This window comes from Pseudoalteromonas sp. RB2-MNA-CIBAN-0110 (assembly GCF_040309305.1).
GTDB classification, from domain to species: Bacteria; Pseudomonadota; Gammaproteobacteria; order Enterobacterales; family Alteromonadaceae; genus Pseudoalteromonas; species Pseudoalteromonas arctica.
The window spans coordinates 1-15,247 of sequence record NZ_JBEOOQ010000022.1 but is presented as its reverse complement, the minus strand read 5'-3'; the positions used below and the strand labels follow the sequence as shown (position 1 = coordinate 15,247).

The following is a 15,247-nucleotide window of genomic DNA, read 5'->3' as shown; positions in this document are numbered from 1 at the left end:
GTTTACTACTAAGTAAATTGTTAGCATTTGTAAATGTATTTAGATTTTATTGAGCATAGGGTAAGTAAACAAAAAGAAGTGGCAAACATTAACCAACCAATGGCATAAAATAGCCCACTCTAAGCGCTGCGTTTTATAAAAAACATAGCCATACCCCAAGCCGGCAATAAACGAAACCAATACATAGTTAATTCCTCCAGCAAAATGTGCCAAAGCAAAAATACCTGCAGTAATTACAGGGGCAAGTATTGCTAAACGGGTAGGTGTAATTATTTTGCTAAGCTTAGTTTGTAGTAAACCTCGAAATAAAGCTTCCTCGGCAACACAGGTAAATAAAAGATTAATAGCAATAAAGGCTAACCAAAAGCCAGGAACCTTAGGGTTAAAGCTTACAAGTCCAAGCATTAAAGCCGCAGTGAGCGCAGCTAAAACAGTAGTAATAATTATTAAACTGGCTTGTTTAACGTTTAATGGGCCCGCTTTATTAGAGTCTGCTTTTAAAGTTTTTTTATTCGAATAAAAGTAAGCACAAAGAAATAACCCAGCCATAGCTTTATCAAAATTAGCATAAAGGGTAAAAGTAATCGCATCGCTGGTAATACGCTCGTTTATAACAATGGGGAGGTTATTAAAACCAGGCACCCAATGAAGTGCTAATGCTAATGAGGAAACTATAAACACAGTACTTAATATAGCGCGTATTATTGCCCGCTTTGTATTTAGCACACAGTAGTATAAAACAACGTAAAGCCCAATGAACAGCAGAGCATATAAATTTATATAACCTTGAAAATATGCACTTACAACACTTAAAGCTAGTAAGTAGTGCCAAAGGGGTTGCCGCATTATTGATATTTTGCAGTACGGAAATACACATATAATTGATAGCGCTAATAAATAAAAGGTCATTGTTTTTTATTGCTCTGTTTTATTTAGCAACTAATCTAACAGATTCGACCTCTCAGTATTTTTTTTCTGGTAATATAGATAGGTTATAAGCAGTTTAAGCAGTGAACAAACTATGTTAAGTCCTTTTTTTCAGCAGCATGCTGATTATGTTTCTATCTCTCGTGAGCAAGGTTGTCGATTCGCTAAATGCGTTGCTGACGATTACAATCCACTTCACGACAAAGATGCCAAAAAGTTTTGCGCGCCAGGAGACTTACTTTTTTCATTGGTACTAGACCGCTACGGTATTAGTGAACAAATGGAATTTACTTTTGCCGGTATGGTTGATGAAAACACCAAACTTAACTTCCCTGAAGGGGCTGATGAGTTTGATGTAACCAATGGCGAAAAAGTTATTTTAAAGGTAAAGCGCAAAGGTAAAACCAGCCAATGCCCAGCACTGACTAATAGCCTAATAAAAAATTATGTTGAGTTTTCTGGTACTACTTTCCCGCATGTAATTATTCCATTAATGGGTAAGCAAGAGGTAATGATTAACCCTGCTCGCCCAATGATTATTTACGAATCAATGCTTATCAACCTTGATAATCTTGATATTACAGCACCAGAACTTGAGTTTGCAGAGCCTAGTTTTGAGTACGCCGGTAAGCGCGGAAAAATTACACTACGTTTTAACCTGTTAGAAAACGGCGTTAAAGTGGGTAGTGGTGAAAAGCATATGGTAGTTTCGGGTATACGCGAATACTGCCAAGCAACAGTTGACGATTTAATAGCGTTTTACAACGAGCGTAAAGCGACACTAAAGCCAGCTTAAAGCTACAGCAAATTATAAAAGGCGCTAAATACAGCTGTTATTTAGCGCCTTTTTTATTGTTTTTAGCGCTAAAGCGAAAGTGAGCAACCACGATTAAATACTTTTCTGGACTGGTTAATTTACGCAGTACAGTAATATGCGTACAATAGCGCTCTTTGTTATTTTAAAGCTAAGCCTATGTCTGCTACTACGTTCTCATCACTTAATCTCGACCCGTTATTATTAACAGCGATTGAGCAAAATAATTACACTCAACCAACCGCAATTCAGATTAAAACTATTCCGCCTATTTTAGCCGGAAGTGATGTAATGGGCAGCGCGCAAACAGGTACGGGTAAAACTGCCGCCTTTGTTTTACCTTTATTACATAAGCTTTTAAATACCCCTAAAAAAGATGAGCAAGGCCTTGCACGTGTAGTCATTTTAACGCCAACCCGTGAGCTTGCTCAGCAAGTATTTGCAAGCTTTGAAAAGTACGCACAAGGCACTAATATCAATGGCGCTTTAGCCTATGGTGGCGCAAGTATTGGCCCTCAAATAAAAGCCCTTAAAACAGCGCAAGTTATAGTGGCAACACCTGGGCGTTTGCTTGATCATATAGTTAAAGGCAGTGTGGTACTTTCAAGCGTAGACTCCTTAGTGTTTGACGAAGCTGACCGCATGCTTGATATGGGGTTTATTGATGAAATTAGACGTATATTGCGACATGTCCCGGGCGATCGCCAAACTTTACTATTTTCAGCTACGTTTGATGACAGCGTGTTTGAACTCAGTAAAAAGTTACTTAAAAACCCAGAGCTAATTGAAGTTGATAAACGTAACTCAGCCGCGGTTGAAGTAGAGCAAGTTATTTACGCTGTAGATGAGGATCGTAAGCGCGAACTTGTATCGCACATGATTGGTATGAAAAACTGGCGCCAAGTGCTTATTTTTACTCGCACAAAACAAATGGCTGATCAGCTTGCTAAAGAAATGTGTAAAGACGGTTTAAAAACCGAATCAATCCATGGCGACAAATCGCAAGGCGCACGCGACCGTGCATTGCAAAACTTTAAAGAAGGTATTACACGCGTACTTGTTGCAACCGATGTAGCTGCGCGTGGTTTAGATATTTCTACACTTAGATACGTAATTAACTTTGAACTACCGTACATTGCCGAGGATTACGTGCACCGTATTGGCCGTACAGGTCGTGCTGGCGAACAAGGACTTGCTATGTCGCTGGTAAGTCTTGATGAGCAATGGCTGCTAGAAGAAATTGAAGTACTACTCGATACGCGTTTAACGCCGCAGTGGTTAGAAGGTTACGAGCCAGATCCTAATAAAAAGCCAAAAGATAATCGTAAAAATACTAACAAGTCGCGAAAAGATCGCGATAAAAAACGCATCACTGGTAAAAGAGAGCCAAGTAGACGTCGTAAATAATAGCTTTTACTTTGCTTTTTTGCCTATACTGGAGCTACTAAATAGCCGAGGTAAAGCAATGTTTGAAATTGATCAATGGGCATTTTCTGGTATTGATGGCCAAATATCTTTGCATAAATGGCAAAAAACAATCGACCTTATAACGGGGCTTTTTTCAGCCCCGTCTGGTTATATAGTTCAGGCAACAAGCAAAGGCTATCGCGTTGTTATTAGAAGTAACGAGGGTGGATCTAACTTTGAGACCAACCCTATACTCCCTCCTCAAACACCTCTGTTTTGTCGGTACGTTGCTGAAACTAAAAATATTTTATATGTTAATGATGCAAGCAATAACGATACATGGAACACCCTACCAGAAGTAGTTGAAGATGGTGTTGAATCCTACCTAGGTTTACCTATTCATTGGCCTGAAGGCGAAGTATTTGGCACGCTATGCTTAAAAGACACTAAAAAAACAAGCTATACCGATGAATATTTTGAACTCATAGAACAACTACGTGATTTGATTGAAGACGACCTAGCGCTTGTGTATAGCTATGAGCAAATGCGCGAAATAGCCATGTTAGACTCATTAACGAATATTTATAATCGCCGAGCACTTAACTTATTAGCCCAGCAAAAACTTAACTTAGCGCTACGTTTAGGCTTTGACGTGTGTTGTTTGTTTATTGATATAAACGACTTTAAAAAATTAAACGACACCTGCGGACATGAAGTGGGCGACAAAGCCTTAATTATATTGGCAGATACGCTAAAAACGCATTTAAGAGATGCTGATATAGTAGGGCGCTTAGGTGGCGATGAGTTTGTTGCAGTAATGCAAGTAAGCGATAAAAGCAAGATTAACTACATCATGGATAAAATTTCGACTGAGTATTCAAAAGCCTTACTCAAAGAAGACGTTTGCGATTTATCGCTTAGTATTGGTTATAGTTTTACTAATAAACAAAAGCAGCCCTTTGAAGCGCTATTAAATGATGCAGACCACGCAATGTATAAAAATAAACAAGCGTATAAGCTCGCTAAAAAGGCACAATAATAAAAGGAGGTTCGTCATGACTCATGCCACACAAACTTGGCTGGTTTTTTCTGCGATAGGTTTTATTTTTTCCTTAGCAATAATAAGCTTATTTGAAACGTTTCCTAGCATTAGATTTATATCTAATGAGGGAATAATTTTTGGTGTTATGTGCTCCTCTATGGGGTTTGCCTTAAAAAGGCTTGAGAGTAATAACCAAAAACAGCTTCAATAAATAGCTTAAGCTGCAAATTTTTACTTGTATTTATTAACAAAGTACGGACATAAAAAAGCAAGCCATTAGGCTTGCCAAGAAGGGTGTTAATTAGCTCTTACCTAGCCTTTAAGCTATTAGCTTTTCCGCAAGGTTCAATTCCATAATGGCTTTTAATAAACGGTATAAGTTAATTGACGCGTCAATTTCTTCTTTACGGTTTGTTAAGCTTTCAATATTTAGGCCCAGCGGTACATCTAAATGCGCACAGCTTTTAAGTATTAAGTCGAGGTTTTCGCGGCAAATACGGACTGATTCGCTTAATGTATTGTCTGCATCAAGCATGCGCCATTTAGTTGCCTCTGGCACTGAGATACCCAACCATTGCATAAAGTCTAAGGTTTTTTCGCCGCCGCACGGGGTAAACGTTAATATAATACGTTGAGGTGTAATCCCTTGTGCTTTACATGTACGTGCGTAGCTAGTAATTAGCTCTATAGTAGCTTGTGCGTCGTAAACAGCTTGCGATATAAAAAACTGACAACCTTGTGCTGTTTTTTCTATTAATCGTTCGTGCTCATTTCGTTTACTTGAATGGCGCTCGGCAATCGTAACGCCACCTAAAAAGAAATCATCTGATTGCTCAGCCATCGCTTTATACGCATCTGGCAGGCTTAGCTTTATATCGCCTATCGATGATGGGCTACCTACTAAAACAACATTTTGTAAATCGTAGTCGTTTTTAGTTTCACTTAGCCAATCTTTAAATTCGCCTACGCCACGCTGCGCCACACTTTTATAAGTAATCACATCTTGTGCAGATAAATTACGAAGTAAATGGCTGTATTCACGCGGATCAACGGTTTGTTTAAACGCAAATGGGCGGTCTTGATTGGTTCGGCTGCTTTCGTCTTGAATGTCGTAAATTATTACGCCGTCGTATTCAATTTCGTGTAAGCGACCTAATAGCTTTTCTGCAATGGTTTTTAATTGCGCTTTATCGGTGCCAATTTTAGGCGGGGTAGTACCAATAAGATAAACACCTTGGTTGGTGTCCACTATCTTCTCTTTTAGTGATAAAGCCATAATCCTCATTCCAGCTAAGTTTGTTTTGATGGATTTAATATAGCAGCCATTTAGACGTCTAGATAGATTTATTTAGTGAAAGTTTTTCAACTAACATGATGTTTATTCATAGTGCTTGTTCCCATAATTTATAATTGACACAGTTGTTTACATAATAAATTCCCTTTGGGCTCTTATATTTATTGGCTTTGGGGCATAATTAAAGAGTTAAATCTGACAACAAATTTGCTCAATTTAAAAAGGGACAACAATGAAATTTAAATTATTAGCAACCAGCTTAGCGGTATCGCTGGCGTTAACGGGTTGCGCCATGCAACAAAACCAAAGCACGGAAGCAACAGCACAACAAGAACAAGTAAATAAAGCTGATGACCGTGTTTTCTCGCAAGATTATTTAATTGAAGAGCTAGAAAACGGCTTACGTGTCATGGTTGTTAAAACCGACTACCCTGATGTAGTGTCGCTGCAAATTCCGGTATCGGTTGGGTCGCGTAACGAAGTTGAAGAGGGCAAAACAGGCTTTGCTCACTTTTTTGAACACATGATGTTTAAAGGCTCACAAAAATACCCTGAAGATGTGTACTCAGACATATTAAAAAATTCAGGTGTTGATAACCGCGCTTATACAACAAACGATTTTACAAACTACCATTTAAACTTTTCAAAACAGCATCTTGATAAAGTGCTTGAGCTTGAAGCTGATATTTTTCAAAATTTAACCTACACCGAAGAGCAATTTAGAACAGAAGCACAAACGGTAAAAGGTGAGTACTTAAAAAACAACGCGAGTCCAATTCGTAAATTATTAAGCGCTGTACGCGAAGAAGCGTTTGATAAGCACACGTATAAACACACCACTATGGGCTTTTTTAAAGACATAGAAGCCATGCCAGATCAAATGGCGTACGGGAAAGAGTTTTTTGCTAAATTTTATAAACCTGAGTATGTGTCACTTGTTATTGTGGGCGATGTAGATCCACAAGCAACAATGGCAATGGTTAAAAAGCATTGGGGTAGCTGGAAAAAGGGTAACTATGTTGCTGACATTAAAGCAGAGCCTGTTCAACAAGCACCAAAATATTTGCACCAGCAAGATGAAGCGCTACCAGGGCATTGGTTACTTGTATCCTACAAAGGCGCTGCGTGGGAGCCTGCTAAAAAAGACAGAGCGGCGCTTGATTTAATCTCACAGCTTTATTTTTCAAGTAATTCAGATTTATATCAAGAGCTAGTGGTCGACAAACAAATTGCCAGCCAAATGTTTACCTATAACCCAGAGACCAAAGATCCGGGTTTATTACACGTATTTGTTAAAGTAGAAAACGCAGATGATTTAGCCACTGCACGCGATGCAATTAACCGAACTTATGCAAAAGCACGCACAGAGTTTGTTGATGAGCAAAAGCTGAGTGATTTAAAATCGAACCTTAAATACGGCTTTATTAATGGCTTAGATTCATCGCAATCAATAGCTTCAACCCTTGCCAGCTACATGCATTTTGAGCGCGATCCTGAGGTTATAAACCAGCTGTATAAATCGGCAGATAACATTACCAGCGCAGATATTAAAGCCGTTGCTAATAAATACTTTACCGATAACGCACGTACCACATTAACAATGTCGGCACTTGATAAAGCCCCAGGTTTTGAGCAAGAAGTTGATTTAAATGCGCTTACTGCAAAGCTTGAACAAGCACCTGCGGCACCTGTATTTAAAGTACTTGATAAAACCAATAGCTCGCCATTAATTGATGTTAACTTTTTATTCAATACCGGTGCGGCTGCCGACCCACAAGGCAAAAAAGGTGTTGCTGCGTTAACTGCGGCTATGCTTGCACAAGGTGGCTCAGAGGCGACAAGCTATAAAGATATTCAAAAAGCACTTTATCCGCTTGCGGGTAGCTTTGGTTATCAAATAGATAAAGAAATGCTGTCGTTCCAAGGACGTATTCATAAAGATAATGCGGCGCAGTGGTATTCACTTGTGAGCGATCAATTACTAAATCCAGGTTTTAGAGACGATGACTTTAAGCGCCTTAAAAAAGAAATGATCGATGGAATTAAGTCAGGCTTAAAAGCATCTAATGATGAAGAGCTAGGTAAAGAAGTGCTATACAGTGCGCTTTACAAAAATCACCCTTACGAAAGCTACAACTATGGTGATATTTCGGATTTAGAAGCACTGACCCTTGATGATGTTAAAGCGTTTTATCACAGCGAGCTTACGCAATCTAAACTCACGGTTGGTTTAATTGGGGCTGTGCCTGCAAAACTTAAAGCTAAAATGATGAGCGATTTTGCAACGCTACCAAAAGGTGATCAAAGCCGTTTAAGTATTCCTGATGCACCAGTGCTTAAAGGTCATCATGCAACGATTGTAGAAAAATCGGCACAATCGACTGCGGTATCGTTTGGTTTTCCTATTGATACAATAAGAAGTAGCGAAGACTGGACAGCCCTTTGGCTTGTGCGTTCGTACTTCGGTGAGCACCGTAGTTCTAACAGCTTTTTATATGAGCGCATTCGTGAAACTCGCGGTATGAACTATGGCGATTACGCATACATTGAATACTTTCCACGTGGTATGTTTCAAACCAAGCCTGATGCAAATCTAGGGCGCTCTGAGCAAATATTTCAAGTGTGGTTACGCCCACTTCGCTCTAATAACGATGCGCACTTTGCAACACGTACCGCCTTGTTTGAGCTAGATAAGCTAATTAAAAATGGTATGAGCGAAGATGACTTTGAAGCAACGCGTAACTTTTTAATTAACTTTGTGCCGCAAATGGTTGCAAGTCAAAACCGCCAATTAGGTTACGCACTTGATAGCGAATTTTACAACATAGATAGCTTTGTAAGTTACGTAACTAACAAACTTAAAACGCTAACGCTTGCTGATGTAAATCGCGTTATTAAAGAAAACTTACAAACAGACAATGTTCACTATGTGTTTATTACTGGCGACGGCGCTGATATGCAAAAACGTTTAGCATATCAGCAAACATCGCCAATGATTTACAACACTAATAAACCTGCTGAGTTGGTTGCTGAGGATAAAGTGATTGCCGATTATAAATTAGCAATTCCTGCAAAAAATATTGAAGTAGTAAAAGTTGAAAAAGTATTTCAATAATTTAAGTGTTTTTTAAGCGTTAAAATAATGCCTCGGTGCTATAAGCACCGAGGCATTTTTATTATTTAATAATGAAACTTAATAAACAGTTATACCTAATAACCAGAACAAATAACTAAGGGATTAACACCTTAGGCTTTAAATCCGTTAGACTTGGGAAAAGGCTATTTTATATCAACTTAAGGCAGTGCAGTATTATGCGTCATGCAATTTGGCAACAGCTTCGCGACGAAGCTAACGATGTAGTAAAACGTGAACCATTATTAGCAAGTCATGTTTATTCATGCATTTTGAATCATGATTGTTTAGGTTCGGCATTGAGCTTTATTGTTGCTAATAAGTTGGCTGATGCGGTGGTATCTGCATTCACTATCCGAGAGCTGTTCGATCAAGCATTTGTAAAATGTGACCGTATGCTATCTTTTGTTGCTGAGGATATTAAAGCGGTAAAAGACCGCGATCCTGCATCAGAAACCTATCTTACGGTTATATTAAATCTAAAAGGTTTTCATGCTATTCAGGCGCACCGTTTGGCTAATTGCTTGTGGCAACAAAACCGCAAAGAGCTAGCGCGCTTTATTCAAAGCCGTAACTCTGAAGTGTTTGGGGTCGATATTCACCCAGCATGTAAAGTGGGTAAAGGCATTATGTTTGACCACGCAACCGGTATTGTTATTGGTGAAACAGCAGTAATTGAAGATAACGTATCAATTTTGCAATCTGTAACGCTTGGCGGTACAGGCAATGAGCAGGGCGATCGTCATCCTAAAATTAGAGCGGGCGTATTAATTGGCGCTGGCGCTAAAGTACTTGGTAATATTGAAGTAGGTGAGGGCGCACGAATTGGTGCGGGCTCAGTTGTACTTAGCAATGTTCCACCACACACAACCGCTGTTGGCGTACCCGCTAAAATTATTGGTCGACCGGATTGTGAGTGTCCGGCGCAAAGTATGAACCAAAACTTTTTAGCAAATCCTGAGCCTGAAAACGAATCGCACACGAGTGCAATGCTATAGGTAATTAAAAATAATAAAACTTAAAAGGAATTAACATGAACAAAAATAGTTTATTGACTCTAGGGATTGGGTTTATTGCGGGTGTAGGTTTAACTTGGAGCTACTTTAATACAGCTTCAAGTCATCCAGAACCTATTAAGTCGCAGCCAAGTTATGAAAAACAGCAAAAGCTTCATACTGAACAACAAAGTAATGAGGTATTAAGTAATGCAGACTCTGCAGTACCTGAGCAAGTCGCTAGTATAGAGCCCGCTGAAGATACGCCTCCAACCTATTCAGAAACCCAAATGCTTGATGAACTACCTTTAGAAGAGCAAGTAACTCAGCTTAAGCAGCAACTCGCCGAACAGAAAGCGACAGTTAAAAGCATTTTAAAGCAAATGAGAGGTCCTTCAGATTTTGAGAAGATTTTACGTGATAAATTTGAAAAGCAAACGCGTGACGAAGAATGGGCTTATCGTACTGAAATGGCATTACAAGATTTTTTATTAACAGCTGATTTAGCGATTATACCCGATGTTGTTAGCGCAAAATGTAAAACGACGATATGTGAATTTGAACTTGCCGCACCCGCTGATAACGACACATTTGATAATTCTCAATGGCGAGAGCTAAACGACAAGTTGATGAAGCAAGAGTTTTGGCAACAATTTAAAAGCACTACCTCCACATCAAGCGATAGCGAGCTTAAATTGTTGCTAAGTACAGAGTTTTAAGTAATACCAACTTTATGTAATAGGTATAACCTGTGATTCTATAGAGCCATCAACGAGCTCTGTAATCAAAACATCGCCTGTTTTAATTTGCCCCACAGATTTAACCACTTTGCCTTGTTGTGTTTTAGTGATGCTATAGCCGCGCGCTAAAACATTAAGCGGACTTACTGAATCTAACCTGCTTGCTTGCAGTGCTAAGCTATTATTCGCTTGCTGTAACTGATGTTGTATAGCTTGGTTTAGCCTAGCTTGTAATTGCGAAAGTTGATGGCTTGCTGTAGCGAGTTTTTTATCGGGTGATTGGCGCATTAAACGCGGCGTTAAGTTATTGAGTGTACGTTCTTGTTGGTATAAACGATTACGCATCGCCTGTTGCAGCGCAATGCTTAGCTCATCCAAACGTTGTGATTTTTGATTAAGCTGATTACGCGGATGACATAAATTAAGGCGGTGTTGTAACTGCGTTGCTAGTGCGCGCTTGTCGGCAATGCCGTGCTTAAACGCGTTAGATAAACGATTAACTAATTGCGTTACTTTGTTGTGTAACTCTTGCGTATTTGGGCTTACAAGCTCAGCTGCGGCTGATGGGGTCGCTGCACGAACATCAGCAACGTAATCGCTAATAGTGGTATCTATTTCGTGGCCTACCGCACTTACTATCGGTAATTCACTTTTGAAAATAGCGCGGGCGAGCTGTTCGTGATTAAAACACCATAAATCTTCAAGTGATCCGCCGCCTCGCCCTAAAATAAGTACGTCTACTTCATCACGTGTGTTGGCTAATTCAATTTGGTTAATTAAATGCACGTGCGCTTCTTTGCCTTGTACCATAGCAGGGTAAATGATGACTTCTAGCTGCGGTGCACGGCGTTTGAGTACCGTTAAAATATCTTTTATAGCAGCGCCGGTTGCTGAGGTAATAACACCAATGCGATTAATATTTTGGGGTAATGGCTGTTTGTGAGCAGAGCTAAATAATCCTTCGGCGGCTAAACGCATTTTAAGCGCATCAAATTCTTGTTTTAGCTGACCTTCGCCTGCGGGTTCCATATGCTCAACAATAAGCTGGTAGTCACCGCGAGGTTCATAAAGCGATACACGCGCTTTTACTGTAACTTGTGCGCCATTTACAGGGCGGTAGCTTTGGTTGCGATTATTGCCTCGCCACATTGCGGCTTTAATTTGTGCTTTATCGTCTTTTAACGAAAAGTACCAATGTCCAGATGCAGGGGTAATAAAGTTAGAAATTTCGCCCGTGAGCACTAAAGATGCAAAACCTTGCTCAAGGATTGTGCGAATTTCTCTATTAAGGCGTGAAACGGTGTAAACCGCCTGCGAAGGCTTCGAAAACATAAAAAACAACCTAAAACTATTTATTGCACTACTTTATCATAAATATTTGCGAAATATTATTTACTCATGCCAACAACGCTGTTAAAATTTGGCCGCAATTCCTTATCTTAGATCCACATGTGAGAAGTTGCCAAAATGCTTAGAATCGCTAAAGAAGCTCTTACCTTTGATGACGTACTTTTAGTACCTGGTCATTCTACTGTTTTGCCACACACGGCAAATATTTCAACTCGCTTAACGCGTGGTATCAAACTTAACTTGCCGCTTATTTCAGCATCTATGGATACTGTTACAGAAGCTCGTTTAGCTATTGCCCTTGCGCAAGAAGGTGGTCTTGGTTTTATTCATAAAAACATGACTATTGAAGAACAAGCGAAAAACGTACGTAAAGTTAAAACCTACGAAGCAGGTATTGTTTCATACCCTGTAACGGTTACTGCCGATTTAACAATTGCAGATGCAATTGAGCTTTCGCACGAAAAAGGTTTTTCAGGCTTTCCGGTTACCGATAGCAATAATGTGCTTGTAGGCATTGTTACTAGTCGTGATATGCGTTTTGAAACTAAGCTTGAACAGCCTGTTTCTACCGTTATGACTAAAAAAGAAAAGCTTGTTACCGTTAAAGAAGGCGCAGCACGCGAAGAAATTTTAGGCTTAATGCACGAACACCGCATTGAAAAAATCCTTGTTGTTGATGATGAATTTAAACTTAAAGGCATGATCACAGTAAAAGATTACCAAAAAGCCCAAGACAAACCTGACGCATGTAAAGACGACCAAGGTCGTTTACGTGTAGGTGCTGCTGTAAGTGTTGGTGCAGGTACTGATGAGCGTATTGCTGCATTAGTAGAAGCGGGTATTGATGTTTTACTTATCGATACATCGCATGGTCACTCTCAAGGTGTTATTGACCGTGTTACTAAAACGCGTAAAGAGTACCCAGACTTACAAATTATTGCAGGCAACATAGCAACAGCTGAAGGTGCGATTGCACTTGCTGATGCGGGAGCGGATGCAGTTAAAGTAGGTATCGGCCCAGGTTCTATTTGTACTACACGTATTGTTACCGGTTGTGGCGTTCCACAAATTACCGCTATTTCAGATGCTGTTGAAGGCTTAAAAGGTCGCGACATTCCTGTTATTGCTGATGGTGGTATTCGTTTTTCTGGTGATATTGTTAAAGCACTTGTTGCTGGTGCATCGTGTGTAATGGTGGGTTCACTTCTTGCCGGTACTGAAGAAGCACCAGGTGAAGTTGAATTATACCAAGGCCGTTATTACAAATCTTACCGTGGTATGGGCTCATTGGGCGCGATGGATCAAAAAGAAGGTTCATCAGATCGTTACTTCCAAAAATCAAACGAAGCAGACAAGTTAGTACCTGAAGGTATTGAAGGTCGTGTAGCTTACAAAGGCCCTATTGCAACGATTATTCATCAGCAAGTGGGCGGCCTGCGAAGTGCTATGGGCTTAACGGGTTGTGCAACAATTGAAGAGCTAAATACAAAACCACAATTTGTACGTGTTACTTCAGCCGGTATGGGTGAGTCGCACGTTCATGATGTGCAAATCACTAAAGAAGCACCAAATTACCGCTTAGGTTAAGCAGCGTAATTAATTTAATATACTGGGCTTGCTTTGCAAGCCCTCTTTTTAGTCGTTTATATAAATACCAATTGCATTAATAAAGTGGTCAATTATTGCGACAGATAAATGGCTCAATAACGAGGCAAAAATTTCGATTTTTAGTTTCTTCTAAATAAGAAGTTTTTAACGTGGTTAGAGAGTTATTTAGCCTGCAAAAATTAGTAATGTTTAATAAAATTGGTATTCAAAGCGGCATTTAGCATCAGACTTTACGAGATACTCCATGAGCAAAGATATTCACGATTCACGAATTCTCATTTTAGACTTTGGTTCACAATACACTCAATTAATCGCCCGTCGTGTGCGTGAAATTGGTGTTTACTGTGAACTTTGGGCATGGGATGTGACTGAAGAGCAAATCCGCGAGTTCAACCCACAAGGTATTATTCTTTCTGGTGGTCCAGAATCAACAACACTTGAAAACAGCCCGCGCGCTCCTGAGTATGTATTTAATGCAGGCGTGCCTGTGCTAGGTATTTGCTACGGTATGCAAACAATGGCAGCTCAACTTGGCGGAAGTGTACACAGCTCTGATAAAAAAGAGTTTGGTTACGCACAAGTAGAAAAAGTAGGCAGCTGTGCATTATTTGATGCAATTGAAGACAGCATTACCGATGGCGGCAACGGCATACTCGACGTATGGATGAGCCATGGCGACAAAGTAATGGATATTCCAGCTGGTTTTGCAACAACAGCTAAAACATCTACTTGTCCACATGCTGCAATGTCTAACGAAGAAAAACGTTTTTACGGTGTACAGTTTCACCCAGAAGTAACACACACGCATCAAGGTCAGCGCTTATTAGAGCGTTTTGCTATTGATATTTGTGGCTGTGAAAAATTGTGGACTGCTGCAAAAATTATCGATGATGCTATCGAGCGTATTAAAGAAACAGTTGGCGATGACGAAGTTATTTTAGGCCTCTCTGGTGGTGTTGATTCATCGGTTGTGGCTATGCTTATTCACCGTGCAATTGGCGAAAGGCTAACATGTGTATTTGTTGATAATGGTTTACTTCGTTTAAACGAAGGCCAACAAGTAATGGACATGTTTGGTAATAAATTTGGCTTAAATATTGTTAAAGTTGAAGCTGAAGAGCAGTTTTTAAATGATCTAGCGGGTAAGTCAGACCCAGAAGATAAACGTAAAGCCATTGGTCATACGTTTATTAATGTATTTGATGAGCAAGCCAAAAAGCTTAAAAATGCAAAATGGTTAGCGCAAGGTACAATTTACCCAGATGTAATTGAATCAGCGGCATCTGCAACTGGTAAAGCGCATGTTATTAAATCTCACCACAATGTGGGTGGATTACCAGATGACATGAAAATGGGCCTTGTTGAGCCATTACGTGAATTATTCAAAGATGAAGTACGTAAAATTGGCCTAGAGCTAGGTTTACCGTACGACATGCTTTACCGCCATCCTTTTCCTGGACCTGGTTTAGGTGTGCGTGTACTTGGCGAAATCAAAAAAGAATACTGTGATTTATTACGCCGCGCCGATGCGATTTTCATCGAAGAACTTCACAAAGCTGAGCTTTACCATAAAGTAAGCCAAGCGTTTACTGTATTCTTACCTGTTAAATCGGTAGGGGTTATGGGCGATGCACGTAAGTACGATTGGGTTGTATCACTTCGTTGTGTAGAAACAATCGACTTTATGACAGCGCGCTGGTCACATTTACCTTATGAGTTTTTAGGTGTGGTTTCAAACCGTATTATTAACGAAATAGATGGTATTTCTCGTGTTGTTTACGATATTTCGGGTAAACCACCAGCCACTATTGAGTGGGAATAAAACCCAGCGTATAAGCTTAGTTTAGTAATTTTATAGTTTGTCCCGTCCTAAAATACGTTGACGGTTTTAATTGAAGGCCAGTAGCTTTTGCTCCTGGCTTTTTTTGTGCACTTGG

Annotated in this window: 12 protein-coding genes; 9 read left to right on the top strand and 3 right to left on the bottom strand. The window is 39.8% G+C overall.

The genetic code is table 11. The features are described from left to right. Positions 1 to 39: 39 nt before the first annotated feature. A complete protein-coding gene (locus AAEY68_RS11910) occupies positions 40 to 681 on the bottom strand; it encodes a CPBP family intramembrane glutamic endopeptidase (RefSeq protein ID WP_350585975.1) in 642 nt (213 codons plus the stop codon). 340 nt (positions 682 to 1,021) lie between these two features. Between AAEY68_RS11910 and AAEY68_RS11905 the strand changes: the two genes are divergently transcribed. The 4 genes from AAEY68_RS11905 to AAEY68_RS11890 all read left to right on the top strand — a co-directional run bounded on the left by AAEY68_RS11905 (position 1,022) and on the right by AAEY68_RS11890 (position 4,401). Next, a complete protein-coding gene (locus AAEY68_RS11905) occupies positions 1,022 to 1,723 on the top strand; it encodes a DUF3581 domain-containing protein (RefSeq protein WP_007581602.1) in 702 nt (233 codons plus the stop codon). A gap of 177 nt (positions 1,724 to 1,900) precedes the next feature. Then, on the top strand, positions 1,901 to 3,148 hold the full coding sequence (locus tag AAEY68_RS11900) for a DEAD/DEAH box helicase (RefSeq protein ID WP_350585974.1): 1,248 nt from the start codon (positions 1,901 to 1,903) through the stop codon (positions 3,146 to 3,148). Positions 3,149 to 3,206: 58 nt separating this feature from the next. After that, the gene (locus AAEY68_RS11895; RefSeq protein WP_350585972.1) at positions 3,207 to 4,187 is read left to right on the top strand and encodes a sensor domain-containing diguanylate cyclase; all 981 of its coding nucleotides are present in this window, start codon (positions 3,207 to 3,209) and stop codon (positions 4,185 to 4,187) included. Positions 4,188 to 4,203: 16 nt separating this feature from the next. Then, positions 4,204 to 4,401 carry a hypothetical protein gene (locus AAEY68_RS11890; RefSeq protein ID WP_197101146.1) on the top strand — a complete coding sequence of 66 codons (198 nt, stop codon included), beginning with the start codon at positions 4,204 to 4,206 and terminating at the stop codon, positions 4,399 to 4,401. A gap of 108 nt (positions 4,402 to 4,509) precedes the next feature. On the opposite strand, the gene AAEY68_RS11885 is transcribed toward AAEY68_RS11890, so the two are convergent. Then, positions 4,510 to 5,466: a methylenetetrahydrofolate reductase gene (locus tag AAEY68_RS11885; RefSeq protein ID WP_024593278.1), complete on the bottom strand. Its 957-nt coding sequence runs from the start codon at positions 5,464 to 5,466 to the stop codon at positions 4,510 to 4,512. Between the two features lie 250 nt (positions 5,467 to 5,716). Between AAEY68_RS11885 and AAEY68_RS11880 the strand changes: the two genes are divergently transcribed. The 3 genes from AAEY68_RS11880 to AAEY68_RS11870 all read left to right on the top strand — a co-directional run bounded on the left by AAEY68_RS11880 (position 5,717) and on the right by AAEY68_RS11870 (position 10,331). Next, complete coding sequence (locus AAEY68_RS11880; RefSeq protein ID WP_350585969.1) at positions 5,717 to 8,599, top strand: M16 family metallopeptidase; 2,883 nt, start codon at positions 5,717 to 5,719, stop codon at positions 8,597 to 8,599. A gap of 197 nt (positions 8,600 to 8,796) precedes the next feature. Further along, a complete protein-coding gene (gene cysE, locus AAEY68_RS11875) occupies positions 8,797 to 9,615 on the top strand; it encodes a serine O-acetyltransferase (RefSeq protein ID WP_024606056.1) in 819 nt (272 codons plus the stop codon). 35 nt (positions 9,616 to 9,650) lie between these two features. Continuing rightward, positions 9,651 to 10,331, top strand: coding sequence for a hypothetical protein (locus tag AAEY68_RS11870; RefSeq protein WP_350585967.1), 681 nt, complete (start codon positions 9,651 to 9,653; stop codon positions 10,329 to 10,331). 12 nt (positions 10,332 to 10,343) lie between these two features. On the opposite strand, the gene xseA is transcribed toward AAEY68_RS11870, so the two are convergent. Then, positions 10,344 to 11,684, bottom strand: coding sequence for an exodeoxyribonuclease VII large subunit (gene xseA / locus AAEY68_RS11865; RefSeq protein ID WP_024590047.1), 1,341 nt, complete (start codon positions 11,682 to 11,684; stop codon positions 10,344 to 10,346). Between the two features lie 135 nt (positions 11,685 to 11,819). Between xseA and guaB the strand changes: the two genes are divergently transcribed. After that, the gene (guaB, locus tag AAEY68_RS11860; protein WP_002958783.1) at positions 11,820 to 13,289 is read left to right on the top strand and encodes an IMP dehydrogenase; all 1,470 of its coding nucleotides are present in this window, start codon (positions 11,820 to 11,822) and stop codon (positions 13,287 to 13,289) included. Between the two features lie 265 nt (positions 13,290 to 13,554). Next, complete coding sequence (guaA, locus tag AAEY68_RS11855) at positions 13,555 to 15,132, top strand: glutamine-hydrolyzing GMP synthase (RefSeq protein WP_024606053.1); 1,578 nt, start codon at positions 13,555 to 13,557, stop codon at positions 15,130 to 15,132. Positions 15,133 to 15,247: the final 115 nt, after the last annotated feature.

What these genes read in the sequence shown, in the direction of transcription:
- AAEY68_RS11905 (WP_007581602.1), top strand. Translation starts at nt 1,022, where the DNA reads ATGTTAAGTCCTTTTTTTCAGCAGCATGCTGATTATGTTTCTATCTCT.
- AAEY68_RS11900 (WP_350585974.1), top strand. Translation starts at nt 1,901, where the DNA reads ATGTCTGCTACTACGTTCTCATCACTTAATCTCGACCCGTTATTATTA.
- AAEY68_RS11895 (WP_350585972.1), top strand. Translation starts at nt 3,207, where the DNA reads ATGTTTGAAATTGATCAATGGGCATTTTCTGGTATTGATGGCCAAATA.
- AAEY68_RS11890 (WP_197101146.1), top strand. Translation starts at nt 4,204, where the DNA reads ATGACTCATGCCACACAAACTTGGCTGGTTTTTTCTGCGATAGGTTTT.
- AAEY68_RS11885 (WP_024593278.1), bottom strand. Translation starts at nt 5,466, where the DNA reads ATGGCTTTATCACTAAAAGAGAAGATAGTGGACACCAACCAAGGTGTT.
- AAEY68_RS11880 (WP_350585969.1), top strand. Translation starts at nt 5,717, where the DNA reads ATGAAATTTAAATTATTAGCAACCAGCTTAGCGGTATCGCTGGCGTTA.
- cysE (WP_024606056.1), top strand. Translation starts at nt 8,797, where the DNA reads ATGCGTCATGCAATTTGGCAACAGCTTCGCGACGAAGCTAACGATGTA.
- AAEY68_RS11870 (WP_350585967.1), top strand. Translation starts at nt 9,651, where the DNA reads ATGAACAAAAATAGTTTATTGACTCTAGGGATTGGGTTTATTGCGGGT.
- xseA (WP_024590047.1), bottom strand. Translation starts at nt 11,684, where the DNA reads ATGTTTTCGAAGCCTTCGCAGGCGGTTTACACCGTTTCACGCCTTAAT.
- guaB (WP_002958783.1), top strand. Translation starts at nt 11,820, where the DNA reads ATGCTTAGAATCGCTAAAGAAGCTCTTACCTTTGATGACGTACTTTTA.
- guaA (WP_024606053.1), top strand. Translation starts at nt 13,555, where the DNA reads ATGAGCAAAGATATTCACGATTCACGAATTCTCATTTTAGACTTTGGT.